25 protein-coding genes are annotated in these 18953 nt (G+C 46.9%); 2 read left to right on the plus strand and 23 right to left on the minus strand.

The features are described 5' to 3' along the window. Positions 1 to 49 precede the first annotated feature (49 nt). The 12 genes from AB4513_RS20905 to AB4513_RS20960 all read right to left on the minus strand — a co-directional run bounded on the left by AB4513_RS20905 (position 50) and on the right by AB4513_RS20960 (position 8459). On the minus strand, positions 50 to 2029 hold the full coding sequence (locus tag AB4513_RS20905) for a hypothetical protein (protein ID WP_102258090.1): 1980 nt from the start codon (positions 2027 to 2029) through the stop codon (positions 50 to 52). 36 nt (positions 2030 to 2065) lie between these two features. Further along, a complete protein-coding gene (locus tag AB4513_RS20910; protein WP_346762941.1) occupies positions 2066 to 2269 on the minus strand; it encodes a GpE family phage tail protein in 204 nt (67 codons plus the stop codon). Next, positions 2218 to 2502: a phage tail assembly protein gene (locus AB4513_RS20915; protein ID WP_102258091.1), complete on the minus strand. Its 285-nt coding sequence runs from the start codon at positions 2500 to 2502 to the stop codon at positions 2218 to 2220. The genes AB4513_RS20910 and AB4513_RS20915 overlap by 52 nt, the downstream gene beginning before the upstream one ends. After that, the gene (gpM, locus tag AB4513_RS20920) at positions 2486 to 3229 is read right to left on the minus strand and encodes a phage terminase small subunit (protein ID WP_102258092.1); all 744 of its coding nucleotides are present in this window, start codon (positions 3227 to 3229) and stop codon (positions 2486 to 2488) included. Before gpM ends, AB4513_RS20915 begins: the two co-directional genes overlap by 17 nt. 11 nt (positions 3230 to 3240) lie before the next feature. Further along, positions 3241 to 3606: a phage tail tube protein gene (locus tag AB4513_RS20925; RefSeq protein WP_102258093.1), complete on the minus strand. Its 366-nt coding sequence runs from the start codon at positions 3604 to 3606 to the stop codon at positions 3241 to 3243. Between the two features lie 3 nt (positions 3607 to 3609). Beyond that, complete coding sequence (locus AB4513_RS20930; protein ID WP_102258094.1) at positions 3610 to 4746, minus strand: phage tail sheath subtilisin-like domain-containing protein; 1137 nt, start codon at positions 4744 to 4746, stop codon at positions 3610 to 3612. Continuing rightward, the gene (locus tag AB4513_RS20935; RefSeq protein WP_102258095.1) at positions 4746 to 4949 is read right to left on the minus strand and encodes a DUF2635 domain-containing protein; all 204 of its coding nucleotides are present in this window, start codon (positions 4947 to 4949) and stop codon (positions 4746 to 4748) included. The genes AB4513_RS20930 and AB4513_RS20935 overlap by 1 nt, the downstream gene beginning before the upstream one ends. Beyond that, the gene (locus AB4513_RS20940; protein ID WP_102258096.1) at positions 4949 to 5488 is read right to left on the minus strand and encodes a phage virion morphogenesis protein; all 540 of its coding nucleotides are present in this window, start codon (positions 5486 to 5488) and stop codon (positions 4949 to 4951) included. The genes AB4513_RS20935 and AB4513_RS20940 overlap by 1 nt, the downstream gene beginning before the upstream one ends. Beyond that, the gene (locus tag AB4513_RS20945) at positions 5485 to 5949 is read right to left on the minus strand and encodes a phage tail protein (RefSeq protein WP_102258097.1); all 465 of its coding nucleotides are present in this window, start codon (positions 5947 to 5949) and stop codon (positions 5485 to 5487) included. The genes AB4513_RS20940 and AB4513_RS20945 overlap by 4 nt, the downstream gene beginning before the upstream one ends. Next, complete coding sequence (locus AB4513_RS20950; protein ID WP_170962717.1) at positions 5949 to 6398, minus strand: head completion/stabilization protein; 450 nt, start codon at positions 6396 to 6398, stop codon at positions 5949 to 5951. The genes AB4513_RS20945 and AB4513_RS20950 overlap by 1 nt, the downstream gene beginning before the upstream one ends. Positions 6399 to 6519: 121 nt before the next feature. Continuing rightward, a complete protein-coding gene (locus AB4513_RS20955) occupies positions 6520 to 7554 on the minus strand; it encodes a phage major capsid protein, P2 family (RefSeq protein WP_102258099.1) in 1035 nt (344 codons plus the stop codon). Positions 7555 to 7601: 47 nt separating this feature from the next. Beyond that, positions 7602 to 8459 (minus strand): GPO family capsid scaffolding protein, encoded by an 858-nt coding sequence (locus AB4513_RS20960; protein ID WP_102258100.1) that lies wholly within the window; start codon positions 8457 to 8459, stop codon positions 7602 to 7604. A 134-nt stretch (positions 8460 to 8593) separates the two neighbouring features. Between AB4513_RS20960 and AB4513_RS20965 the strand changes: the two genes are divergently transcribed. Then, positions 8594 to 10345, plus strand: a complete 1752-nt coding sequence (locus tag AB4513_RS20965) for a terminase large subunit domain-containing protein (protein ID WP_102258101.1) — start codon at positions 8594 to 8596, stop codon at positions 10343 to 10345. Between the two features lie 21 nt (positions 10346 to 10366). Beyond that, positions 10367 to 11335, plus strand: coding sequence for a phage portal protein (locus AB4513_RS20970; protein WP_102258102.1), 969 nt, complete (start codon positions 10367 to 10369; stop codon positions 11333 to 11335). A 24-nt stretch (positions 11336 to 11359) separates the two neighbouring features. On the opposite strand, the gene AB4513_RS20975 is transcribed toward AB4513_RS20970, so the two are convergent. The 11 genes from AB4513_RS20975 to AB4513_RS21025 form a co-directional block, all read right to left on the minus strand. After that, the gene (locus AB4513_RS20975) at positions 11360 to 11881 is read right to left on the minus strand and encodes a hypothetical protein (RefSeq protein WP_102258103.1); all 522 of its coding nucleotides are present in this window, start codon (positions 11879 to 11881) and stop codon (positions 11360 to 11362) included. A gap of 2 nt (positions 11882 to 11883) precedes the next feature. Next, positions 11884 to 12420 (minus strand): lysozyme, encoded by a 537-nt coding sequence (locus tag AB4513_RS20980; protein WP_102258104.1) that lies wholly within the window; start codon positions 12418 to 12420, stop codon positions 11884 to 11886. Then, positions 12417 to 12659 (minus strand): hypothetical protein, encoded by a 243-nt coding sequence (locus AB4513_RS20985; RefSeq protein ID WP_065679523.1) that lies wholly within the window; start codon positions 12657 to 12659, stop codon positions 12417 to 12419. Before AB4513_RS20985 ends, AB4513_RS20980 begins: the two co-directional genes overlap by 4 nt. Before the next feature lie 160 nt (positions 12660 to 12819). After that, the gene (locus AB4513_RS20990) at positions 12820 to 13362 is read right to left on the minus strand and encodes a hypothetical protein (protein ID WP_102258105.1); all 543 of its coding nucleotides are present in this window, start codon (positions 13360 to 13362) and stop codon (positions 12820 to 12822) included. Continuing rightward, positions 13362 to 14336, minus strand: coding sequence for a hypothetical protein (locus AB4513_RS20995; RefSeq protein WP_102258106.1), 975 nt, complete (start codon positions 14334 to 14336; stop codon positions 13362 to 13364). Before AB4513_RS20995 ends, AB4513_RS20990 begins: the two co-directional genes overlap by 1 nt. Next, positions 14333 to 14863 carry a hypothetical protein gene (locus AB4513_RS21000; protein WP_102258107.1) on the minus strand — a complete coding sequence of 177 codons (531 nt, stop codon included), beginning with the start codon at positions 14861 to 14863 and terminating at the stop codon, positions 14333 to 14335. The genes AB4513_RS20995 and AB4513_RS21000 overlap by 4 nt, the downstream gene beginning before the upstream one ends. Then, positions 14845 to 15888 carry a baseplate J/gp47 family protein gene (locus AB4513_RS21005; RefSeq protein WP_102258108.1) on the minus strand — a complete coding sequence of 348 codons (1044 nt, stop codon included), beginning with the start codon at positions 15886 to 15888 and terminating at the stop codon, positions 14845 to 14847. The genes AB4513_RS21000 and AB4513_RS21005 overlap by 19 nt, the downstream gene beginning before the upstream one ends. Continuing rightward, entirely contained in the window at positions 15885 to 16286 is a 402-nt protein-coding gene (locus tag AB4513_RS21010) for a phage GP46 family protein (protein WP_102258109.1), read from the minus strand. The genes AB4513_RS21005 and AB4513_RS21010 overlap by 4 nt, the downstream gene beginning before the upstream one ends. Continuing rightward, positions 16283 to 16822, minus strand: coding sequence for a phage baseplate assembly protein (locus AB4513_RS21015; RefSeq protein WP_102258110.1), 540 nt, complete (start codon positions 16820 to 16822; stop codon positions 16283 to 16285). The genes AB4513_RS21010 and AB4513_RS21015 overlap by 4 nt, the downstream gene beginning before the upstream one ends. Next, the gene (locus AB4513_RS21020) at positions 16815 to 17753 is read right to left on the minus strand and encodes a phage tail protein (RefSeq protein WP_102258111.1); all 939 of its coding nucleotides are present in this window, start codon (positions 17751 to 17753) and stop codon (positions 16815 to 16817) included. Before AB4513_RS21020 ends, AB4513_RS21015 begins: the two co-directional genes overlap by 8 nt. Next, positions 17750 to 18940 carry a DNA circularization N-terminal domain-containing protein gene (locus tag AB4513_RS21025; RefSeq protein ID WP_102258112.1) on the minus strand — a complete coding sequence of 397 codons (1191 nt, stop codon included), beginning with the start codon at positions 18938 to 18940 and terminating at the stop codon, positions 17750 to 17752. The genes AB4513_RS21020 and AB4513_RS21025 overlap by 4 nt, the downstream gene beginning before the upstream one ends. Between the last annotated feature and the right edge of the window lie 13 nt (positions 18941 to 18953).

Raw genomic sequence — 18953 nt, forward strand, 5'->3', positions numbered from 1 at the left:
CCGTTAAGGTGTTAACAAAGTAAGCCCTTGTTATTTCAAGGGCATTATCCTAAAAGCTCACCGCCATATTCCCCACATCTAAGTTCAAGTCAGTTCCCTTTTCACTTTTCGCTTTCTCGATCGCGACTGGCTTATCTGACTTGATGGTCAATGACACTTCGGATTTACTTTTAATGGTTTGGTTACCCAGTGGGCTATATGCTGTATTTTGCTTGGTAGATTCGAATCCGCCAGCTTGATAAGCATGGGGCCCTTGTTCGGTTTGATTACCCAACGAACCATACGTTGCGTCCTGCATAACTGGCTCAACTCCACCTGCTTGATAAGCATAATAACCTTGTTCGGTTTGGGTTCGCTCCGTTCGGTTTTGGGTTTCATTGGTCGTAATGCCAAGCGTCGCGCTCTTGTCTTCAATACGGTTGAGTTTAGCGGCTAAGTTATCGACTTCTTGGCCAGCTTCATCAGTTTGAATTTTCCACCCATCGGGTATGAGTGCATCTGGTAGTTTGTTGATTAGGGCTTTGAATTTATCCCATAACCAGCCAATGCCGCCACCAATCCATTTAATGACTTTATCTAAACCAATGAACTTATCGATTAAATAAGTAATCGCGATTACCGCAGCAGCAACCGCGGCCACCATGAGCCCTATTGGGTTTGCCAGAACAGCCGCATTTAAAGCAATCAACGCCACTTTTAGAATGGCGACCGTCGCCAAAATCCCTTTGAAGTTTTGCGCTAACCAAATAAGCCCTTTACCTAGCAGTTCAAAGCCTTGATAAAGACCATCTACGGTTTGGATAAGCTTTTCAATAAAGTCGGTTCGCCAGGCCGCGTTCTTAAATTTCTCAGAAAACTGGGTGAATGCTTTGGTCGCTTTTTCCATGATGGGTGCAAGTGCTGCAAACTTCATAGAGCGGACGCTTTCTTCGATTTTTTGCAGAGCATCATTGTAGGCTTCCGCTTTCGCCGCATCTTCTGCAGTCGCACCGCCACCCAATGCATTGAGTTCTTTTCTTGCTGCCGTTAGCCCTTCAGTGCCTTCACGCAACATGATCAGCATTTTGCGACCGTCTTGTCCAAAGGCCGCATCGGCAAAGGCCATTTGCTCTTGAGGCGTTTCAAGCTGAGAGAACTCTTCAAGGAGCATCTCATAAGCCTGCTTGGTGTCTTGCGCTCCCTGTAAGTCTTTATGCAGCGCGTTCTCACTTTTCTTTAGGTAAGAGCCTAACGCACCTGAACCCGTTTTTTGCAGCACGCCAAGTCGTTTGGTAAAGCGAAGCATTGAGTTAGACAATGCGTCAGAGCTTACCCCTGCATGTTCAGCCTGGGACTGCATGGCTTGAAGTTCTTCAATAGGTAATTTTAGGGTCGCCGATGTCTTTGCCAGGTTGTCCATTTCACCTGCAGCACCATTCACTTGCGTCACTAACCCCGCAAAGCTTAAACCACTTAACAGCGCGGCTCCTTTTCCTGCCGCTGCAGCGCCGACTTTGGGAAACTTGATGGAACGGTTCAGCTTTTGAATCGGGCTCATGACTCTTTGTAAGGTGGTATAACGCTTACTGAGTCTTCCTATTTCCTTACCGTGTTTCTTATAACTTCGATTCAGACGGTCGTACTCATCATCGAGATTCCCTGTATTTACTCCTGTCTTTTTTAACTGGCTATCGAGCTTCTCTAAATGGGACTTGTAACCCTCTTGCTCGGTGTTCAGCTTGCTCAACTTAGCTTGTTGCTTTGTGATTTTCTCCGTGAGTGCAGCGCTTGGGGATTCAACGCCTGCCGCTTTGACTTTTAACTCTTCAAGCTTTTCGCTGACCGCAGCAACAGCAATGGCATTCTTATTCATTGCTTTCCGTGAGCTTTTGAACGAGTCAATCATCCCCATTGCGGCAGAGTCATCAGCCTGTGTCTTTTGTACTTTCTTAATGGACTTGGCGTAATGATCACTCTCGCCACTCATACCTTTGAGAACGGCCGAAGTTTTATCTTTCATATCCATGAGAACAGACAGTTTCATTTTCATTCTGGATAGCCTTTTGTTGATACAAAAAAAGAGAGCTTATTCGCTCTCTTGTGGTGTTTGTTCGTGCCTTTGTCTGGCCAGCTCTCGAAACAGTAATAGATCGTCGTAGCTGAGTTTGTCTATTTCGCTTGGCGGCCAATGGAACACAAGGGCGATATCTGCGTAATAGTCTTCAACTCTATCTATAACTATTCCGTCGCGACGAAAAAAGAGGCAAGCGTCGTGAGCAAAGGCGCCCAGTTCTCTGGAGGCATGTTGATAATGTCACGCTCGTTCAAGCAAGAGATTCGAGGCAATAGGGTTTGTCCCGCTTCAAACTTCATTCCACACACATCTATCAAGCTCAACCCGCGCAAATGCCCAGAGTGTGGCTTGCTGATATCAATATGCGTTAGTGCTTTGCCGTCTTTTTCAATAGGCGAGGCCAGTTCAGCGACCTTGATTTGTGACTCGTCTTTAATGGGGTTGGTCATAACCAAGCTCCTTTTGTAATGCTTCTAGTTTCTTCTTCACGCCGCCTTTGTTTGGATCTAGCTTCATCACTAGCTCAAACAGGTTGTGCGCTTTTTCTTTTTCGCCAGCTTCAAAGTGCCAGTCACCGACTAGGCGGAACATTTTTACTTTAAGTGGGGCGTTGGTAGCAAGCTCGCCAGTCAGTAAATCGCTCACCGCTTTTAGCAGATATTCGCGCTTAAACGCTTTCTTTTCGGTGTGCGCTTTGTGCGTGTACTTAAATACGTAATCACAGAAACCCGTTTGACCGTTCACTTTAAAATTAGCCGGTGCTTCTAACCCGCCATCAATGGCTGCTCGAAAGTCAGCGTGGATCTCTTCAAACTTGCCAAGGTCGAAGTGCCACATATAAAAGCACCACATCACATCGAGGTTGCCGTAGTCGCCTTTGTGGGTAACCAGTAGCTTTTCAACCAGTGGGCGGTACTTGTTAATGAGCTCTTGTTTGTACGGGTCTTTCTCTTTCGAGCCAGACAAGGTACGCAAGCGGCTTTGGTCTTGCTTAAACACGTTCTGTGTTTCTTCCCAGGGCTTATCAGCAAAAGCAGTGCGAACGGATTGGCTCAATGCAGCCCCGTTCATTGCGCCAACATCGTTTAGAAGGTCGACACTGTCAGTAGCTTCAAAGGTTTCAACCGTTAATGGTTTTTCCTTCAGTGCCTCTCGTTTCATCAGTATGGATATCATGGTATTTCTCCTTACTGCGGGATGAGTTCGTCACCGTTGAAGACCACTTCAAGCTGACCATCTTTTACCGCTACGGTAAGCGGGTCGACTGTCCAGGCGCCTTTCAAGGTGTAAGCTCGGCTTGTGTTCGTTTCTAGGGTGATGTCCTCACCTACAAAATCAGCAATGGCTTTCTCATCGGTGTCTTGAGCGTGAATGATGGTGCACTTGATGAAAGGCGCATCTGAGAACTGTTCAGAGAAACCCAATACGCCATCGTCACCCATGATGGTTTCGCGCTTCATATTGCCCATACCGAATTCAGCGCCTTCTTTAAGGGGAAGGCGACCCAATGAGCCTGCGTTAAGGACAGCACGGCTAGTAATTTTTGTTCCCATGACTTACTTCCTAAATTGAATTTTACCCGCAACGATAATCAAACCGTTCACGAACTGTGGTGAATCTTGGTAGTTGACGCGCTGCTTGTTGGTTTTATCAAGCTCGACGATGAGTGACTTTTTGTAGCCATCGAAATCTTGCACGATGCCTTGGTATTCCAGATCTCGATACAAGGTCAACAGTTTGGCCTTGAACATGGTCGGCGTAACAATCGGCTGACCTTTGGCGAACTTGGTGCCGTCTTTCGCAACTTTATGTCGAGGGTAGACACTTAAGATCAACGAGCGCTGTTTCTGACGGAAGTACATGGCGGTTGCCGGTGTCATTACATCGAGGTAACTGTTGTCTGTTACGCCAGCTGCGTTTTCGGTGTAAGCCGTCACGGCACGTTCAATTAAGACTTCATTCGCTGAGTTCACCGTGTAGGTACTCAAGCCTTCATACAAAAAGAGGTTGCGTTCAGCCCAATCCCACTCTTGCGTTGCCAGTGAATAAACACCGTTTAACTTGAGTGTTTGTAGCGGCCTGCAAGGGTCGATAGCCAATGACGGGGCGATTTGACCTACCCATGCACCAATGGCTTTTGCATCTGATAATGCTTGGTCTTTAGAGTCACCAAAGTTGTTGATTGGCAGGAAGTTGATTAACGGGCAGTTGCTCTTTGCTGAAAAGGTAACTAGCTCGGCGTGCGTGCCTTTCTTCGGTAGATACGCAATACCTGGCACTTGTTCTAATGCGGTATAACGATTTTCAAGAAAGGTACCCAATTCGCGAATGGTAGTGTCGTCATTCAATGAGCACATGATGTGGTGGTATTGCGTGTCACCTAGCGCCGCCAATGCACTTGCAATATCATCGCTACCCACGCTGATCGCGTAAATTGGCATGGTTTTATCTTGCTTGCGGAAGTAGGTGATCATTTCCACGATGTCGCTACTCGCACCAAACGAGTCTGCCGCTTTTGTCTCATCCATACAAAGCGTGACTTTATTGTGAGCGACCTTTGCACCGCTGACCGCATTACCGATCGCCAAGACGACTTGTAAGTCTTCTGCGCTGTTTGCCAGGCTATTATCAATTTCAATATAGACACCGGGAACGCGAGCGGTGCTTGGTACTTCAGCAAAACCAATACTCATTATTTAGTTTCCTTCTTGGCTGTTTTGTCGATATCCACGACACTTTCTTCAGCGAGTCGACGTAGCCAGTAAGCGTTGCGAGGCTTTACTTCACCTACAGCTTTCAGTGGCTCTCGGGTAATAGGGTCTTTCACGATTAAGCCTTTAGTGGCGGGCTTAATCTTGAAGGTGGGTACTTTGGGTTTCTCTACTTGTTTATCCATTACGCTGCATCCTCTAGTGCAAAGTGTTCCGCTGCCATGGCGAGTAGTTCTCGCTCTAGAGCAGGTGTCCAACCAATGAAGGTTCGTTTGGGCATTTGATAATTGCGCTTGGTTCTCACGCCGCCTGTCCATTGACCTGTTTTGCTGTTGTAGTGGCCATTAACGCGAGTCGTGAATGACACTTGAGAGCCTTGGTTGTGCTCTTGGCCGATGCGACCCGCGACACCTTTTAGGCCAATCTCAAAGCTATCTTCTGTTACGTGAGTTCTTAATGCCTTACCAAAACCGAGCAGCATGTTTTTATTGTTAACGGTGTTCTGCGCTTGGGTGCCATCCCATAGTTGGGTTGTCTTTCGCCGCGTTCGGCTTTGGTACGGGTTGTTATCAATATCTCGCTGAGCGCGAATTTGCTGACGAAAGAACTGCCGTGCTCGGTTGGCCATTCGTTTATTAAGCTCAAACTTATCACTGGCCGTAAGCACTAAACTTTCCACAACTTGAGTCAGTTGTTCAGGCGTCGCGAGTGTTAATTCACTCATGGCAAATCACCTAAGTGGCCGACAAAGTGGACCAATTCACCGAGTTGGTCTTCATCGGCTCGCGCTTCAAAACCACTGACACATTCATAACGGGTATCACCTTGCTTCCAATTTCCTTGTTCGCTTTCTTGAAGGTCGAACTCTTCACGAATATCAATTTTCAGCTTGAGATCAAACACACCTTTATCGAGAGGCTCTAGCGCGAACGTCGGCATGGGTAAGCCTTTTTCTGCTCGCTCTGGGTCGAACTTATTAAGCCAGCTGACTAAATGCATAAACAAAACTTGCGGCTCTAACTTGGCGCTTTGCAAGAAAACGATGGCGGTGTATTCAATTTCAAATCCATCGACAAAAGCACCTTGTCCACAAAATAAAGCGCCATCCTCCGCCCACACGTCCATTTTGGCCGCGTCTGTCACATGGCTTTTGAATAAGTCCGTTAAGCTTTGCAGTGCTTTCATTACACTCTCTCGAAGCAGTAGGTTTCTTCTGCGTGAATTAATATGTCTACCGCTTGGCGGTACTGCACTTCGCACTCTTCTTTCTTACTGGTGAGCGCTTCTTGTCTGTCAGCGGCTTCGGCGGTTGCGTCACCACTCATTTGCACGCTAATCAGTTGCGCGGCGGTTAGTGCGAACACAGCCTGCTTGTAAAGGGTTTCGGCCGAGTCGTCATCACTAAAGCGCTTTTGGGATAACGCTGTCAAACTAGCAAAAGGCACTAAGGTGTCTTTAAGCTCTGAGTGCACTTTGATTCGTGACACCTTCGCGTGATGCAGAATGCCTGCCTCTGTCTCATTGCTTTGGAAATGGTACAGAGACTGAAACTCTGAAATGTTCAGTACTGGGTATTTGCCCGTTGCTGGCAACTGAGATTGATACGGTTTGTTTTTGTTGCCGACAAATTCCATGATTTATCCTTGTTGGGTTAGGGAATGCAGGCCGACAATCGCGAATAACAGTTAGCACCAAAGCGCACCTGAAATAGCAATAGAGCCTGCATTGAGGGGGTGTTAGTGTTTAACGCTTGGCTTAATGCCAGGCATCGTTAATCCAAAGCTTCACGTTTTTGAACTCAATCGCGGCGGCTTTACCTAGCTCTTCAATCACGTAAGCCATGTTCATCGACTCAAAGTTTTCAATCTGGTCTTTTTCATCGTTCTTCTTACCTGTAGAGCGGCGAATAGAACCTTCTTGAATGTAGATGGACAGGTTGTCGTAACTGGTGACCATGATGCCCGTAGAAGGGAAGCCTGGTACTTTCACAGCAGGCAAACCGCCATAAGTACCGATGACTTGCAGCTCTTGGATTTTGCCTTTTTCGCTTGGCGTATTACCGTGTGCTTCGTAGAACTTGGCTTTGTCGTAAGCAAGCAGATCAGAGCCGATGATAGCCACAAGGTTTGAATCGTTTTCACACGCGTCATGCAGTAGGTTTTTCGTTTCAAGTACCGCTAGGTCTAGGTTGATGAAGTCACCACCTTGGCCAATACGCACTTCACCCACGTTCTTACCTTGTTTGATAAGTCGCGCTGCGTTGTGGTCACGCATGGCTTGGAACCAACCTTTGTTTACGTCTTCACCGTTCGGGTTCGCGCTTGCATCGGTGTTATCAGCAACGCTTTCGCCATACCAACCGATAGTGATTTTGTTCGCATCAATCTGTTCGCGAGTCGCTTTACTTAGCAAGGTGTTGAAGTTTTTATGATGCGCCCATGCATCTACTTTTGCGTAACGTAGTGCAGTATCAAAGTTCACTTGCTCACACATGTAAGGCATAGCCCCCATACTTGAGTGATCTTTAGGTGTGCGTTTGCCTGCACCAGAAGTATCGGTACGGCTGGCAATCATGCCTGTCACACCAAGGCCAATGGATTCACCTTTTTGGTTTTTCACCGAAATGATGTTGATTTTTTCTAGGAACCAGTTGCTTTCACGGATAGCCGCGATAATGCGCTGAGTACCATTAGGGCTCACGTTGAATTTCTCTGTTGCATCATCAACATCGTTTTGAGCGGCTACCGCTTTCACGTAAGCGCTGAGTTTTGTTTTTGTATGCTGTTGCATGTCTATTACCTAATCTAAAACGTTATGGATTGAGAACGTATCAACACTTATAAATAAGTATTGTCGTCATCACCTTCGCCTGCTAACTGGCGCTGCTCTTCATCGGTTAGCTTGCTGAGCTTTTCGATTTGACCTGTTAGGCTTTCTACCTGTGACGAAAGAGTCTCGACTTGACCTTTCAGCTCAGTCTCTTGACTGTTTCCTTCTGGTGTCGTGTCTTTTTCATCACCATTAGGGTTTTGTTCAGGGTTGTTTTGAGCCGATAGCTGAGTAACAAGTTGGCCTAATTGACCTGATAGAACTTGGTTTTGCTCTACGCTTGCTTCAAGCAGCTCTTCAATTTTTTTACTCATGTCGCCTTCTTCCTGTTGTTGTGAGAGCTGCTCAGGTTCTTCACCTTTTAACCAGCTAAAAAGTTTGTTCATTAACGAGCGCTCTTCAGTTGATAGCTCGATTTGTTCTGGGGCTTTCCCCGTGTAGTTGAGCATTTGCCCAGTGCATACATGCAGGGCTTTTTTCTCACTACGCTGCGCTGAAAGGTGTACTTGGGTTGTTCCTAATGATGCTGGCTCATCGGTAAATGCAAGCCCAGTTAGGTAAGCTTTTCCTGTTTTCGCAAAGTCTTCTAAATATTCACATGAGGTATGCAGTAGCTGCCCGTTTTCGATGTTGCGTAACAAGTGAGAATTGGGCTTCACTTCAACCCACAACTCGTTGCCACGCGCTTCCGCTGTTAACACCGAGCCACCTTTCCAGCTCCACTCAGAATGATCATCGTTGATACGAGCGGTGTACTTTTTCGGGTCGTAAGTTTCGGCAATATCATCAATTACCTTTTGAGGAATATCGCGACCATCAATGGTTGGTCCTGCGGTTAATACACAAATTGGCTCTGATTTGAACATGCCTAAACTCTCCTAAATTCGATGATTCCAATTTACCCAATGCCTCCGCCTTTTTGTATTTGTCCTAGTTCTAAACGCTTGATATAGAAATCGTTCAAGCTGAGTAATCACAAGCGCTGTAGCACTATGCAAACATGGAAAATAATGTTGTTAGCGAACCGCTATATACCGCCGACCAAACGAAAGCTTTGGGACTGTTTTTACGCCAACGTAAGCCTGCTGAAATTGCAGAAGCGGTTAGCGTAGCCACACGCACGGTTCAAAAATGGATAACTCAGTTTGATTGGAAGACGCTGAGGGATGACGCGCCCGTCGAATTAATGATGAGACAGCGCATTGCTTACTTGATGTGGGTTGACGAAAAGCTTGAGAGCCAAGAGCGTGAGCTCAAGATGTTACTCGAACAGCAATTCAAGCGTGATGAAGCTGAGCAAAGACGCAGCCGACCAGCTGGCCGAAGTGATGGTGAGCAAAAGCGTGGGCGTAAGTCGAATAAGGTGAAGAACGATGTTTCCCACATCACCAAAGAGATGTTGGATGAGTATCGCGAGAAAACCTTTTTCGAATACCAAAAGGAAATTCACGGCCATAAACAAAACGATGAGATCAATGAAACTCGCTTTTATCTTAAGTCGCGTCAGATTGGTCTTACGTTCTATTTTGCCTTTGAAGCGTTTGAAGATGCGGTGCTGACTGGCGACAACCAGGTGTTTATCTCTGCGTCGAAAAAGCAGTCGTATATCTTCAAAAACTACATTCGTAAATTTGCGCTAGAGATTGGCGAAGTTGACCTTAAAGGTAAGGACGACATCGAGTTAAGCAACGGCGCAAAGCTTGGTTTTATGTCGACCAATGTTGCGACCTCTCAAGGCTTTAACGGCCACATGTATTGGGATGAAGTGTTTTGGATCCCTCGCTTTGCTGAATTGGATGATTATGCAGGCGGTATGTCGATTCAGGCGCAGTTTCGCACCACTTACATTTCAACACCTTCCACCATGGCACATGAAGCCTACCCGAAATGGCAAGGCAAGAAAGAGCACGGTATTGACATCAGCCACAAGGCACTTAAAGCCGGTGCTTTAGGTGTTGATTTTATCTTCCGTCAAATGATCACGGTTGATGATGCGATTAAGAAGGGCGCGACCTTCTTCAACATGGATAAGCTTAAGCGTAAGTATCCGGTTAAAGAGATTTTCGACAACCTGCTGCGTTGTAAGTTTTTGGATGACAGCGCTTCATTCTTCTCATTGAAAGCATTACTGGCCTGTAAGGCCGACACGTCATTGTGGAAAGATGTCGACCACGACAAAGTAAGGCCAGTGGGCAATGCAGAGGTTTTGGTCGGTTATGACCCAAGAGGTGGCGGAACGGGTGAAAGCTCGGATGATGCAGGCCTTGTGGTGGCGTTAAAGCCTAAGCGCAAAGGTGGTGTGTTCCGACTGATTGAGCGAGTGCGCCTTAAAGGTTCTAGCTATGAGCAACAGGCTGACACGATTCGCAGCATTACCGATAAATACAATGTGGTGTACATGGCGATGGATACCAGTGGCGTAGGCTCTGCGGTTGCAGAGCTTGTTCGCAAGTTTTATCCCGCTTTGGTTGAGTTGGATTACTCACCCGAAGTGAAACGATTGATGGCGTACAAATCACGAGAAATCATTAACAGTGGCCGCTTACAGTTTGAAGCAGAGTGGGATGATCTCGTTCACTCATTCTTAATGATTCGCCAGCAAACCACCAAAGTAAGTAACCAAATTACCTTTACTTCCAACCGCAGCAAAATTGGCTCTCATGCGGATTTAGCCTGGGCGTCTATGCACGTTCTGCGTTGGGAGCCGATTGATATTAATAACGACACCGACACCACTGTCGAGTTCTTCTAGCCTAATTTTTGGAGAGACCAAGTGATAGAGATTGAATTTTCTAAACCCGTGAGCGTGATGAACAGCGACATTCTCAGTTATTTAGAAGTGGCGTTGGTTGATGGTTTATACGAACCACCGATCGCCTTAGACACCTTAGCCAAAGCACTGCGTACCAACCCAATGCATTCGAGTGCGATTGAGTTTAAGCGCAATACGTTAATGCATGCCATTTCGTTGAGTGGATTACTTTCACGCCAAGATGCAAAGCGCTTTATTCAAGACTACCTCACTTTTGGTGGGGCTCATCTTCAGGTGATTCGAGATTATAGAGGTTTAGGCGAAGTCGTTAAGCTCAAGCATTTACCGACACTTTACATGCGTAGGCGTGAAGACTTGGGTTGGTCGTATAAGCCAAGAGCTTACGACGATGATGGCCGTATAGACTACAAACATAACCAAGTGTTCTATTTGGGTGACTATGACGTTGCTCAAGAACTGTATGGTTTGCCGAGTCACATTAGCTCTTTGACCTCTATTTGGTTGAACGATGATGCCACTTTGTTTCGCCGTCAGTATTACCGCAATGGTAACCATGCGGGTTACTTGCTGTATATGAACGACCCTAACATGACAGATAAGCAACAAAACGAGATCAAAGAGCAATTGAAAGCTAAGGAAGGATTAGCATTTAAGAATCTATTTGTGAACGCTAAAGGTAAAGACTCCAACCCGCCAGAACTCAAGCCGATTGGGCAAGTAGAAGCGAAAGATTCTTACCGTGATGTGAAGAATCAGACCATGAACGAGGTGCTTTCGGTTCACCGTGTGCCAATCGAGTTGATGAGTATTCGACGCGAGAGTATTACGTCACTGGACTTGAATAAGGTGGATTGGATGTTCCACAAGAACGAGCTGCTACCGTTGATTGATATGATGCAAGAATTGAATGATGTTGTGGGGCAACAGGTTATTACCCCTAAAGAATATAAAAAGTTGGATGCGGCTTAGTATCGAGTATAGACAGATTCGTCTTTACTGCAGTGAGTGTTGCAGTTGTGCTCTTATCCAAGTTTGTAGCGATAAGAGCTTCTGAGCATTTTCAGCACAGGTTTGCAGGTTCGCTACATCTTCCGCTAAGACTTCGGCGTCTCGCTCGTAACCTGTAGCGGTTTTGGCGGCACCATCAGGGACGGTGGAGGGTTGCTGAATACCGATTGCTCTATTATGCGCTCGCACTGATTGGGCGCGGATGTGCATCCAGTCAGGATCATTAACAACGCACTGCTTATCATTGTTCTTTTGAGCATACTTGATCACCTCTTTTTCAATCTCTCGAAATTCAATACGAATATCAGGCTTTTGGTTAGCGAGTTTTACGGCTAGTTGAAAAGCCTCATCTTGTTTCTGCTCTACTTTTCCCCAGAGTACGTTTTGCGCTTTTAGTGCTTTGGCTTCGGTAGTTGTTACGCCGTAGTCATAAGAACAATAAGCGACACCGCTAAGAACGGAAGCAAAGGCAATGGCTTTAAATAGAGTTAGATATTGGGTCAACATTATCACCACCCATTCAAACAGACGTGTTGTTCTGTTGCTCGTCGTTTAGGAATACCGGCACAGTTACTTTGCTTGAGGCGGCAGTCTTTACCATTCACAAACACCCACCTAGGGTATTCATTACAAGCGCCTTGATGATCGCCTTGGTTAAACTTCTTCAATAAGGTGGAGCGTGTGAAGTTACCTGCACCAAGGTTAAAGACAAAACTCACCATCATGTCGTATTCACCTTGGCTTGGTGTTTGGGTGATGTGTTTATTGACGACACGCTCAGCGGCAGCAACATCTTTAACGAATAGCTCAGCGGCTTTCTGCAATGTGAGTTTGGTGTTTTCCGTTACGCCCTGCGTATGACCTAACCCTGCAGTCCAAACATCAGCACTGCATTGGTAGGGCTTCAGCCTACAGCCTTCTTCATTCGCTACATGGCTAAGGCCGTTCTCACTGATTATTAGCTTTGAATCAATAGTAAAGACAATGGCAAGAACGGAAGCCACAGAACACACCACCGCCTGTATTGCTTTGGTTTTTAGGCTCATGCTGAACCCTCTTTTTGTGAGTTCAATTTGTCTAACTGCGCTTGGCTGAGTTTGGTTGCAATCGCGTAGTGACGAATCGCCATGATGCCAGCGCCAATACCGACCGCAACAGACAACACTTGGAGTACGTCATTCACGCCAAAACTGATTAGGGTTGCACTAATGGAAGCTAAGATTTTCTTTAGGCCAGTGACATCTAGTAGCGATACGACTAGTGCCTTTGCCTCTGATTCATTCATTGATTTCTCTCTTATGGCTAGTTAATTAGTTCCCCCATAAACAGTGTATCTAGTTGAGTTTTAAAGGGGACTTATGGCATTTCTAGTGTCGAGATATAGAAGTTCAGGGGGCAAGAAAGAGAAAACCCAGCGTGATGGCTGGGTTTAAATAGGGTTGGGATTAGTTGGCAGGCGGTGTTGGCCAAGGGTTTTCGGCTTTGATTTTCTGTTTGGCAGCTAAGGCTTGCAACTTCAACTGTCGTGCCTCTGTTTCCTGTCCTTCGTCCATAAGGTCCATCGCTTCCATTTTTAGTGGGTCACACATACGAGAATAAAGCTGTCGTCTTATCTCGTCAGTTTGGTTGTACTCGGCAACGTACTTGTTGCTTTGGTTGGTTACCCAAGCGTTGTTAATCCACTCGTCCCATTGTGTGGTTGGCTCGTCTTTTGTGTAGTCGTCAGTGATTAAAGACGCATCATCAAAGTCTTTGGGTTCGTGAGTTTGCTTATGATAAGCCGTAACCTCAACAAACTTAGGTTCTACCGTCCACGTTTGACTTTGCTCATCAAACTTAGCTTGTTCGGTTTCTGAATCTAACTCAGGAACCTCAATGAACGTGGCTAGCTGCGGCAATAGATAATCGTCATAGCCATCAATTTTATGGACTGGACGCTGACCGATATATTCAAATGTATCGCAATCGTAGAAATAGGCCGTTTTCATTACATCCACCCCCTGTGAATTTTAGCTGCGTAGTTGATTGAGTGTGGGCGGATTTCATGTGCTGTCGGGAGTTGTCTCGATGCATCAATGTCTAAGCCATAATTAGCGCCAGGGTCTGCACCTGGAGTGCCGATCTTAGCTGGCGTGCTACCGTAAATAGGCGAACCAAAGATACCACTTTCACTAACCACGGCAGCGCGATAAAACGCAGAAGTTGAGCCAGTAAAATTCCGAATTGCATCGCCTTGATACTCACCATGCGCCACACCTGCCGGAGTCGCACGTGTGTAAGCTCCGACTAAGTGGGGGTTAGGTCTGGTGAATGTGGTTGAACCATCACCGGCTCCCCAATACGCCGCGTACTTTTTCTTATTCGAATCTTTCAAAGCTTGGCTTATCAGCAAACCTGTTTTCTGAGCATGAGCCCAAAGCAGCGCATCGGTCGTTCTGGATAATGGCGCTCCATCCAAATCAACCCATCCCGGTCTTGGATTTGGGTCGTCAAATAATAGAGTCTCACCGCAACGGAGTGCTAACAGCTCCTTTTTGAGCTTGGAAAAGTGAAGCCCTAACAACTCCGTTTCCGTCACATACTGATTGTGCTTAAAAATGACCTGTCCAGCTTGCCCCGAAACCGCAGCTTTTAGAGTGACCATGCCACCAATGCCTTTTGCCAAGGCAATCACTGGGGTTTGGCAATCCACGATGGATTGGCCTGCGGTATCTACAATCTTGATTTGATAGAGGTACTCATTGAAGTGCGTTTCAATCGGTAGGTTGAGCACAAATGTCAGTACGCCATTGTCATCGTAATAACTGGCTTCGATTGTGTCAGTATGGAAAACAGACAAGCTCGCAGGTGGCGCGTTGTGGGTTAATGCCCCTATGAGCTGAAACTTTTTCGCGGTCTGTTTCAGGTTACTTTTGAGAATGCTGATCCCGTGCTGAGTTGGGATACCTTGCAGCGTGCTCATACGGTGTCTCCTATTTCAAGTTGCCAGGTTATGGCAGTGCAGCACAGAAAAGGGGCTTCAGCTTCTAATTCAAGCTGAGAGCTAAACTCTGGCTTCATGGTTAAGGCCGTAGCCAGTTCAAATTGTGTATTTGCATCAAACGGATAAATCCAATGAAACTCGGTGTGTGGCAGTCGTTTTTCTTCTAACGCTTTAAAGGCCGCGTCATTGTTGTAGCTGTACAGGTTTATCTTGATGAGGTTTGGATTCGCGATTTCATCAAAAACTACACCTTTAGAGCCCATCGTCATCAAGAGCCGTTGATAGTCGGAAATCTTCCAACCAAATTGCTGCTCTTCAAACTCAGTTAATAGCGACAGTTCAATATCGTCATGGGTTTGCTTGAAGTCTTTGGCCATGCCTTTGATGGTGTTAGCCAGCTCGACGTTCTCGGTGTCTTGCCAATACTCGCCTTTGGGTAATAGCCCACGGTAGGCGTTTTCAAAATCACCGGCACTGTAGTTAATAATTAAGTCGGCGGTGTCCACGTTACGCCTCCTAGTACATGTATCTGGTTTTTACCAATGGCGACCTCACCAACAGGTGTACGAACAATGAAGTTGTTGGTCACGGTTGAAGTGGTTAACACAATTTCAGTGTTGGTGATGGATTCAGGCTTTTGGGTTATCGGGTCAATTTTGCCCATTTTCCCTTTTACGAGATTTTCCAGTGCAGTGACTACATCATTACGTATGGCTTGGTCTTGAATGCCTTGTATCTCGATGTTGAGTGGCACTTGGTTCGGTAGATGAGCGATTGGGTGACAACCTGCCAGTCGATTTCGCTCAAAGGTGTCTTGCACTAACTTGACCACTCCTGCGCTTAAGGTCGGGTTGTTTTCTCGCGCACCGATATACACTTCCACCATGCCTCGCTGTGGGGTGTTGTCGAGCGCCCAGGCAAAGTCCACATCGGAGTGAGCAGACACGGCCCAGGCTTGGTAATCTTCTGATTTACCGATGAGCTCGTTCTTCTCAAACGCTACGATCACTCTTGAACGCCAGTGCTTGAGTTCTTCAATGTTCGCGCCACCTGTCACGCCTTGTGAAACCACACGGTTTGGATCAATTCCGCTGAGCCCTTTGCTTAGCGTCAGTATTGCGCCTGCAGGTAAGTTGCTATCAATACCCGATTTAAGCGCGATGATTTCGACGGGAGAATTGCTGTATTGTTCTTTGGTGGTTTCATACTCGTGATTGGCATGCGTTAAGCGGGTGCCTTTTTTGATCACCACAGTGCCGCCAAGCTCTGTGAACTGCACTCGACCCGTTGCGAATGTTGGCAGTAGTCGAGGGGCTTTATGGCGATTGGCGTGTAGGTATAACCACTCTTCAGAGCAAGTCTCTGGATGCAGCTGCCTGAACAGCAAATCTTGATAACCATATTGCCCATAGCTGACACCCGCAATGGCAGCGGCTATCCCTTTGGTTGCTGGGTTGTTTTGCCCTGTCGCAGACACCAGATTGGCTTCTGCGCGAGCTATTAACTCATCTAAGCTTCTTTGTGTACTCATTGGTTAACCTTTGAAAGTGGAACATCGAACTGAGAGCCATCAGTTAGGGTGATCATCACATTGCGACCCATTTGGTTTGGCTTCTCTCGCCATACTGAAACTTCAACTGCTTTGGCGTGGCCATCGGTAATGAGCCAAGCAAGCGACTCTTCACAAAACCGTTTCGCGAGGCTTAATGTTTCGTCTGTGAGCTTTGCTCGTTTGAGCGTCCAATCACGAGAGCCGACCACGTTTATCAACTCATTGCTCCAAGTGCCACCGCGCTCATTACTTGCCATACGGGCGCGATCGTTTTGAGTCGATTCGGCATAGTTGTAAACACTCTGAAGCACAGCATGGGTTAGCCCCTCTTTAGAACTGAGTGGTGCCGTTAGGGCGGTTAAATTGAAATGACTCATCCTTTATTTGGCCCCTTGGTGGTTCTGTTTGTCCCGTCGTCTTTGTAGTCGTGGTCGTGGTTTTCACTGCTGACTCCTGCGAAAGTACCACCTTGTTTACCTTCCACTTTTCCATTAGCAGTGATATTCCCACCAACAGTGACATTACCTGTGAATTCGCTTTCAGGAGTATCTACCAACAACTTGGTTGGTGATGTCACCTTGATGCCTTGGTCTGTGAAATGAACAAGGTTGCCTTTGTCATCGAGTATCGCAACTTCACCAGGCTGCAAATCTATTTGGTGGCGTTCGTCTTCTACGTTTACGGTGATGCCGCGAGATGTGGTTCCACCAATGAAGAGGTTGTAAGTTTTCGCACCTGGTAGTGGGCGACTCATAAACCCGTAGTTGTGCACGCGTTTTATCTTGTCGTTGGTTCGGCCTGTCGCGGTCTTGATTTGTAATCGGCCTGTGGTTGCACCTGTGACAGTGCCGGTGCCAATCACGTTTTTAATTCTGGCCATTAATCGCTGTTGCTGCTGCAGAGCACTAGACATAACTTTGCTCCTTAAACGGTCTGAATAACTCAACCGACGTTTCCGTAGAGCTTTCAGACACAGATAGGCCAAGCGACTTGATCACCAACATCTCACTGAAGCTTTGCTCTTGGTCAGCGACTCGAATCACACGGTTTAATCCATCAATGGCCAACTCAGGGAATATGTCGGCAATCGTGTTTGATGCAGTCAGGCTTTGAGCAATGGCAAGGTTGCGCTCATATTTAGCACGAGACAGGCAAGCTTCACGGTTTTGTAACTGGTCACAGGTGATCACCATAGTGCGTGAGCTATCGACGTTTGGGTTGATGACCTGTGCGCTTGCGTCATCCCATTGGCCTTGCACATCAATGGTGTGGAATTGCTGATTGAAGGTGCGCTTGATGTTCAGGCTATCGATGTTATTGCCCGTTTCTAGGCCTATGTTACTGATAGTTGCATGTGCGGTGTTTTCAATGGTTAACACGCCACTGCGCTCAACCAACATAAAACCTTGCTCTCGAATGAGTTGCGCCACGTTCTCTACAGGGGATTCCGCATTTATCTGAAACTCGGGGATGACTGGCATACTTTTCACCAGACTTTTCACTTTCAAACCAAATGGCTTGGCGACATGGCGAAGTAGCTCTTCCACGTTCAAGTTATAAAGCGCGTCCATCGTGATACGCGAATCAATCATGTTGGCACTCTTTGAACGGCCAGAAATGGAAACAGCGTGAGCGCTTGAATCGGTGTTTGAATCCACACCATCAATCTGACCAATCAGAATCGACTTGTCGTTAAGGAAGAACTCAACCGACAACGGGCTTTCAATACTCATAGGCTCAATTGAGCAACTGAACGTATGGGCCAGCTGTTCTATGGAGTAGTTGAGATTTGCTTGATAGAAGGTGCGCGGCTTACCATCAATGTGCATCGTTAGCGTGTTCATGACACATCCCTTACGGCAATGTCACCACGAATGAAGAGCGGGTGCTGCAGTGCATTCATTTTGGTGATGACTTTTTCTTGAGTGAACTCATCGTGCGCAATCGCCAGCGAAGATTGAAAGCGTGGTGACTGCACCGTTCTATGGGGCGCGGTACCGCTGATCACTTTATCTTGCTGAACCTTCACATTGCTTTTCAATGTAGTGACTGCATCGAACAATTCTATGCTTTCAAGCGTCGACACTTGGGTGGTGTCTTTGATGCGCTCATCGATACCGACAATCAAAGTCGACAGGTCATTCTTGATGGTTTCAGGCTGCTTAGCCGACTTCGTAATATCAAAGCGGTCGCCTTTTTCTAGGTGTGTGATGTCTTTGTTCATCTTCACTGCGCCCGTCACCATCTGCACATTGTGGTGTTGAGTTGGCGTGTCCGGTTTCACTTCACCTAGCAGTAAAGCTTGAGCACTGCGCGAGTTGTCTACCGCTTCATTACCTGAGTTTGGCTCGGCTTGAACACCATCGGCCACCGCATCCACTGACGCAGAAAACAGATCAGCGAACTCAGTTGGATTGGTGCTGAGGCTGCTCACTGCAGAGAACGCTTTGTTGATGGCGTGGTTAATGTCTTGAAGGCTTTCATCTTCAAGCTTTAAGCGGTTGGTGATGTCGACCAACACGTTCAGTGCGCTGATGGCATCATTTTGAACCCGGTGAATGTTCGATACATCCAAGCCTTTAACTTGTTTTGCGAAAGAACGCTTCGACAATCTCTCGACCATGTTGGCCTGCGTTTTTGTGCGAACGGAAGTCGGTGCAGTGATGGAAGGGGAAGAGCCAGCGCGAGCAAACTTCAGGCTCAGCGTGACCAAGCCTTTTTTGGTACTGATGCTTTGCGATACGTCTTCAAAGACAAGCGGCAGTTCACCCAACCAAGGATGCTCTAGTTCGCCTGTTGGTGTTGCTTCTAGGTTTTCAATGAGGGCATTGGCATCGGCCAGAGAACTTGAGCCCACAAACACCGCTTCAATCGTGTAGGTACGGGCTTTCGTTCCCATAACTTTGATGTGTGGTAGGTCAGAGTAGGGGATTTCGCTCACTTGCAAGCGCTTACCACCATCAAAGGCGATCGAGAGGATATTGAGCTTAAGCCCATTCCATCTAGCGTGCTCGTACTGTCGTTCCCACATCAAAAAGCCACCA

The sequence above is a fragment of the Vibrio sp. 10N.222.54.E6 genome (genome assembly GCF_041473955.1).
In the GTDB taxonomy this organism is placed as follows: domain Bacteria; phylum Pseudomonadota; class Gammaproteobacteria; order Enterobacterales; family Vibrionaceae; genus Vibrio; species Vibrio tasmaniensis_A.